Annotated in this window: 5 protein-coding genes; 2 read left to right on the top strand and 3 right to left on the bottom strand. The window is 65.9% G+C overall.

Annotation, left to right across the window (positions count from 1 at the left end; genetic code table 11):
* Positions 1-29: 29 nt before the first annotated feature.
* The 3 genes from KAY22_RS24040 to KAY22_RS24030 all read right to left on the bottom strand — a co-directional run bounded on the left by KAY22_RS24040 (position 30) and on the right by KAY22_RS24030 (position 3484).
* Positions 30-1844: a sensor domain-containing diguanylate cyclase gene (locus KAY22_RS24040; RefSeq protein ID WP_296625665.1), complete on the bottom strand. Its 1815-nt coding sequence runs from the start codon at positions 1842-1844 to the stop codon at positions 30-32.
* Positions 1845-2040: 196 nt separating this feature from the next.
* The gene (locus KAY22_RS24035; RefSeq protein ID WP_296625662.1) at positions 2041-2745 is read right to left on the bottom strand and encodes a transposase; all 705 of its coding nucleotides are present in this window, start codon (positions 2743-2745) and stop codon (positions 2041-2043) included.
* 190 nt (positions 2746-2935) lie between these two features.
* Positions 2936-3484: a glutathione peroxidase gene (locus KAY22_RS24030; RefSeq protein ID WP_296625664.1), complete on the bottom strand. Its 549-nt coding sequence runs from the start codon at positions 3482-3484 to the stop codon at positions 2936-2938.
* Between the two features lie 149 nt (positions 3485-3633).
* Here KAY22_RS24030 and metZ point away from each other — a divergent pair, with 149 nt between their 5' ends.
* On the top strand, positions 3634-4842 hold the full coding sequence (metZ, locus tag KAY22_RS24025) for an O-succinylhomoserine sulfhydrylase (RefSeq protein WP_296625661.1): 1209 nt from the start codon (positions 3634-3636) through the stop codon (positions 4840-4842).
* Positions 4843-4844: 2 nt separating this feature from the next.
* Entirely contained in the window at positions 4845-5243 is a 399-nt protein-coding gene (gene apaG / locus KAY22_RS24020; RefSeq protein ID WP_296625663.1) for a Co2+/Mg2+ efflux protein ApaG, read from the top strand.
* Positions 5244-5305: the final 62 nt, after the last annotated feature.

Genomic DNA, 5305 nt, shown 5'->3' with positions numbered 1-5305 from the left:
AGTATACTGTCCCCGATTTTATTCCCCACTTAGGCGGCAGCGTCGATGCGGTCGGGGTCGAAGGGGCGGGCGCCGCCTGCTAGGACCACGCGGTCGCGGCCGCCCGCCTTGGCGGCGAGCAGCGCGCCGTCGGCGACGCGCAGCAGGCTCGCAGCGTCGGACTGTTCGGGGAAGGCGGCGACCCCGATCGAGACGGTGACCGGAGGTAGCGAGCGGCCACGATAGGCCAGCGCCACCTTGCGGATCGTCTGGCGGATCGCTTCGGCGCGGGCGGCCGCCTGCGTCGCGTCTGTGCCCGGCATCAGCAGGGTGAACTCCTCCCCGCCATAGCGGCAGGCAAGATCGCTTTCGCCGGCATGGGCCATCGCGTGGGCGACATGCTGCATCACCAGATCGCCCGCATCATGACCATGTTCGTCGTTGAACCGCTTGAAATGGTCGATGTCGATCATCAACGCGGCGAGCGGGGTCTTGCGGCTCTCGGCCAGCGCGCGCTCGCGGTTGAAGCTCTCGTCGAGATGGCGGCGGTTGGCGAGCCCGGTGAGAGGATCGCGCGTCGCCAGCGCCGACAACGTCGCGCGCAGCTGGATATTGGCGAGCGACAGGCCGACATTCTCGCTGATCAGGTCGAGATAGAGTTCGCGCTCGGCATAATGGCCGTCGGCCGTCGCTGCTTCGAGATAGAGCATGCCCACGACCCCGCTCTGCGCGGTCAGCGGTATGCACAGTGCGTCGTAGCCTTCGGGGTCGTCGAGATGCTGGCAACAGACATCTTCGCCGCGCTGGTTGCTGCGATGCCTGTGGCCGCGTCGCAGTGCCCAGCAGGATGCGGGGTCGAAATCGCCCAGAGTCAGCACCGGATCCTGCCAGCGGCCGATCGAGAGCAGCCGCCCATGCGCCTGATCGTGGACGAACAGCTGCCCCGCCAGATCGGGAAAGGCCTGGGGCAGATAGCAGGCGACGACCTCGGCCAGTTCGCCCTCGCTGTCGCAGCCCTGCATCCGGTGCATCATCCGCGCGATCAGGTCCTTGATCCGCCGATCCTCGTCGCGTTCGCGCTCGAGCCGCTCGCGCTCGATGCTGTCCTGGCGGAACAGGCGGACGGCGCGGGTGACTTCGCCGATCTCGTCGCGGCGGCGGTCGTCGGGCAGGTCGGCGGCATAGTCGCGCCGGGCGAGCCGGTTCACGACGGCGGTCATGTGCGTCAGCGGGCGCGCGACCCGGCGGGACAAAATGAAATAGAGGACGCCGAGGAACAGCAGGCCGGTGAGCAGGAGCAGCGCCTGGGCGATATCGTCCCAGCGGTCGGCGCGTTTACGTGTCGCGGCAATCTGTTCGTCGAGATCTGCCCGGACGACGGCCTTGAACCGGGCGGATGCCCGCGTGATGCCGTCGTGCAAGCCGATATGGACCGGGCCATAGAGCAGGTCGCGGGCGGCTTGCACCTCGCCGGCATCGACCGCCGCTATGGCGCGGCGCTCTATCGCCTCGAGCCGGTCGAGGTCGACCGCTGCCTGTTCGAGCGCGGTGCGGGCCGCCGCGCCCATAGGCCAGGAGCGGAGCCGCACCACGATCCGGTCGATCGCGGCGACCTCGTCGGTCTCGCCTAGCCAGTTGGCCTTATGGTCGGGCTCCCGCCGCACTGCGTAGAGACGCGCCTGATCGCGCAGGCGGGCATCGACGATCTGGAGTTGCTCGGCGATATGGATATAGGCCGACCGCATCTCGACCGCACGTCGTTCCTGCCGGTCCGCTTCGACCGCTGCCATGAACGCCCCGCCGGCCGCGAAGGTCAGCAGCAGCGTGGCGCCATAGGCCCAGTTGGTGATCGTCGCGATCCGCATAGCCACCCCCGATAGCCAGCGCCTGCTTTACACCCGCCTAACGCAGCGCGCAGGCCGTGGATTGCCCTTATTCGCGGGCACCTTTATTCGGGGACAGTATATGATTTAGGGTATCGGTCGGTGGAGGGGATGACGGGGGCAAATCTCCCCTATAAAACATATACTGTCCCTGAAAATGCTCTCGCCGAAACGGAGGTCAGGTCTCGTCCTTAGTCTTTGGTTTGCGGCCGCGCTTCCGGGGAGTAAGGGGGCGGGCGAGGGTGGCCTCCTGCCGGGCGACCCAAGGGTCTGCGGCGAAGGGCCGGCCCGTCGCCAGGCGGGACTCGATCGCCTTTGCGGCGTCCTCGTCAGTCTGGTGCGCGCCTGCTGCTTCGACGCCATCCCGCAGGAACGCGCGCCAGTCGGGCACATGGCGAGCCAGGCCCTCGACATCGGTCAACGGATCGTCGGCTGTGCGTTCCCCGGCGATATGGCTGCGCGCGCTCGACCAGCGCCAGTCTGCGGCATCGGCGACAAGGCCGGCGGCAACGGGATTGCGTTCGACATAACGGGTGGCGATCATCAGATGGGCTTCGTCCATCGGATAGCTGGCGAAGCGCGCCTGGAAGAGATGCCCTTGCCAGCCCTCGCGCCGGTTGATCGCGCGGGTGTAGCGTCGGTGCGCCTCGCCGAGCATCGCGCGCAGGCCGTCCTCGTTGTCGGGCACGAGCAGCAGGTGGACGTGATTGTCCATCAGGCACCAGGCGAGGCAGCGAGTCCCCGCCGCGCGGCCATGCTCGGCCAGCAGGGCGAGATAGCTGCGGCGATCGTCGTCCGAGAAGAAGACGGGCAGGCGCCGGTTGCCGCGCTGGGTCACATGATGCGCGACCTGCGGAATGACGATGCGGGCGATACGAGCCATGGCGACAGCTTGGCAGGGACCAGTTCACCGGTCAATTTATATACTGTCCCCGTTAAAAATCGGGGACAGTATATTTTTTAATTGTCCGCGTCTTCTCAGAGCGGCACCAAGGTCGCCATTTAATTCATATACTGTCCCCGATTAAATGGGGACGCCTTTCCCGCGGCGGGCACGGGAAAGGCGCGGATACTTATTTCGCCAGTTCGGCTTCGATCGCTTCGATGATGATCGCATCATCGGGGGCGATGTCGGGTGCGAAGCGGCCGGCGACGGTGCCGTCCTTGGCGATCAGGAACTTCTCGAAATTCCACAGCACGTCGGTGTCGTTCTCGGGCACGATGCCATAGCCGGCAAGGCGCTCCTTGAAGCTCTGATCCTTGAAGGTCTTGTCGGGCTTGGCCGCCACCAGCTTGGCATAGAGGGGGTGCTGGTCGTCGCCCTTGACCGAGATCTTCGAGAACATCGGGAAGTCCACGCCGTAATTGGTCGTGCAGAACTCCTGGATCTCCTCCTCGGTGCCCGGCTCCTGCGCGCCGAAATTATTGGCGGGGAAGCCGAGGACGACGAGGCCCTTGTCCTTGTACTGGGCATAGAGCTGCTCGAGTGCGGTATATTGCGGGGTCAGCCCGCACTTCGATGCGACGTTGACCGCGAGCAGCACCTTGCCGGCATAGTCGCCGAGCTTGGCGTCGTCGCCCTTGATCGTCTTCAGCGGGATTTCCTGGATATCGGTCGCCATCATCGACTCTCCTGTATTTTGAACCGGAGCGGTATCCATTTTGGCGTGGCCCGACGCAAGCGCCCTGTGGCCGAAATCGGCGTCCGTTTGCCGCCCAGCGTGACAATGCTGCCGTTGACGGGGCCGGACGGGGGCGGCAAAGCGACGGCATGAAGAAGCTTACTGGCCAGGACCGCTCGATCACCACCACATGGCGTCCCGCGACCCAGGCGGTCCGGGGCGGCACCGCGCGCTCGCATTATGGTGAGACGAGCGAGGCGATCTTCCTCACCTCCGGCTTCACCTATGACTGCGCCGGAGACGCCGCCGCGCGTTTCGCGGGCGAGCAGCAGGGGATGACCTATTCGCGCCTGCAGAACCCCACGGTCGAGATGCTCGAGGAGCGGATCGCCCTGATGGAGGGTGCCGAGGCCGCTCGCTGCATGGCGTCGGGCATGGCGGCGATGACGGCGGCGCTGCTGTGCCAGCTGTCGGCGGGCGACCATGTCGTCGCCGGGCGCGCCGCCTTCGGCTCGTGCCGCTGGCTGACCGACACGCTGCTGCCCCGTTTCGGAATCGAATCGACCATCGTCGACGGCACCGACAATGATGCATGGAAGGCCGCGATCCGCCCAAATACCAAGCTGTTCTTCTTCGAGACCCCGGCCAACCCCACGCTCGACATCGTCGATCTGGAGGCGGTGTGCCGGACCGCGAAGGATGCCGGGGTGCTGACGATCGTCGACAATGCCTTCGCCACCCCGCTGCTCCAGCGGCCGCTCGATTATGGCGCCGATATCGTGGCCTATTCGGCCACCAAGATGATGGACGGGCAGGGCCGGGTGCTTGCGGGCGCGGTCTGCGGCACCAACGAGTTCATCAACACCACGCTGCTGAGCTTTACCCGCAACACCGGGCCGACCCTGTCGGCGTTCAACGCATGGGTGGTGCTCAAGGGGATGGAAACGCTCGACCTGCGCATCCGCCGGCAGAGCGAGAATGCGCTGCAAGTCGCGCAGTTTCTGGAAAAGCGGGTGCCGCGCGCGCTCTATCCGGGACTTGCCAGCCATCCGCAGCATGCGCTCGCGATGAAGCAGATGTCGGCCGGGGGCACGATCATCGCCGTCTATCTCGACGGCGGGCGGGCGCAGGCCCACGGGCTGCTCGACGCGCTCGAACTGATCGACATTTCAAACAATATCGGCGATTCCCGCTCGCTCATGACGCATCCGTCGTCTACCACTCATGCCGGTCTGTCGGCCGAGGTGCGGGCAGAGATGGGAGTCGAGGAAGGCATGCTGAGGCTCAACGTCGGACTGGAAGATCCGCTCGACCTGATCGACGATCTCGACCGCGCGCTGAAGGCCGTGGGCCTATGATCATGAAGGCGCTGTTCCCGCATGTCGCGCAGACCCGCGGCGTCGTGGTGCGGGTGGCCGTGTCCTTCATGCCCGAACAGTCGGAGCCGGGGCGCGGCCGCTGGTTCTGGTCCTACCATATCCGGATCGAGAACGAAGGCAGCCAGGCGGTCCAGCTGCTGACCCGCCACTGGCTGATCACCGACGGGCGCGGCGTGAAGCATGACGTGCGCGGCGAAGGCGTCGTCGGCGAGCAGCCGGTGATCGAGCCGGGCCAATCGTTCGATTATGTTTCGGGCTGTCCGCTGCAGACGCCGACCGGATCGATGGAAGGCAGCTACCACATGGTGTCGGAGGACGGATCGACCTTCGAAGCGGCGATTCCGCGCTTTCCTCTGATCGGCCCGGCGGTCGCGCTCTGACGGGTACGGCAGGATGAAGCGGACCCATCTCCCCCTCAATGGCCTCCGCGTCCTGGACGCGG

The sequence above is a fragment of the Rhizorhabdus sp. genome, from assembly GCF_018006725.1.
GTDB lineage: Bacteria > Pseudomonadota > Alphaproteobacteria > Sphingomonadales > Sphingomonadaceae > Rhizorhabdus.
Note: the sequence above shows the minus strand (reverse complement) of the source record. Positions and strands in the feature narration are given on the sequence as shown.

What these genes read in the sequence shown, in the direction of transcription:
- apaG (WP_296625663.1), top strand. Translation starts at nt 4,845, where the DNA reads ATGAAGGCGCTGTTCCCGCATGTCGCGCAGACCCGCGGCGTCGTGGTG.
- KAY22_RS24030 (WP_296625664.1), bottom strand. Translation starts at nt 3,484, where the DNA reads ATGGCGACCGATATCCAGGAAATCCCGCTGAAGACGATCAAGGGCGAC.
- KAY22_RS24040 (WP_296625665.1), bottom strand. Translation starts at nt 1,844, where the DNA reads ATGCGGATCGCGACGATCACCAACTGGGCCTATGGCGCCACGCTGCTG.
- KAY22_RS24035 (WP_296625662.1), bottom strand. Translation starts at nt 2,745, where the DNA reads ATGGCTCGTATCGCCCGCATCGTCATTCCGCAGGTCGCGCATCATGTG.
- metZ (WP_296625661.1), top strand. Translation starts at nt 3,634, where the DNA reads ATGAAGAAGCTTACTGGCCAGGACCGCTCGATCACCACCACATGGCGT.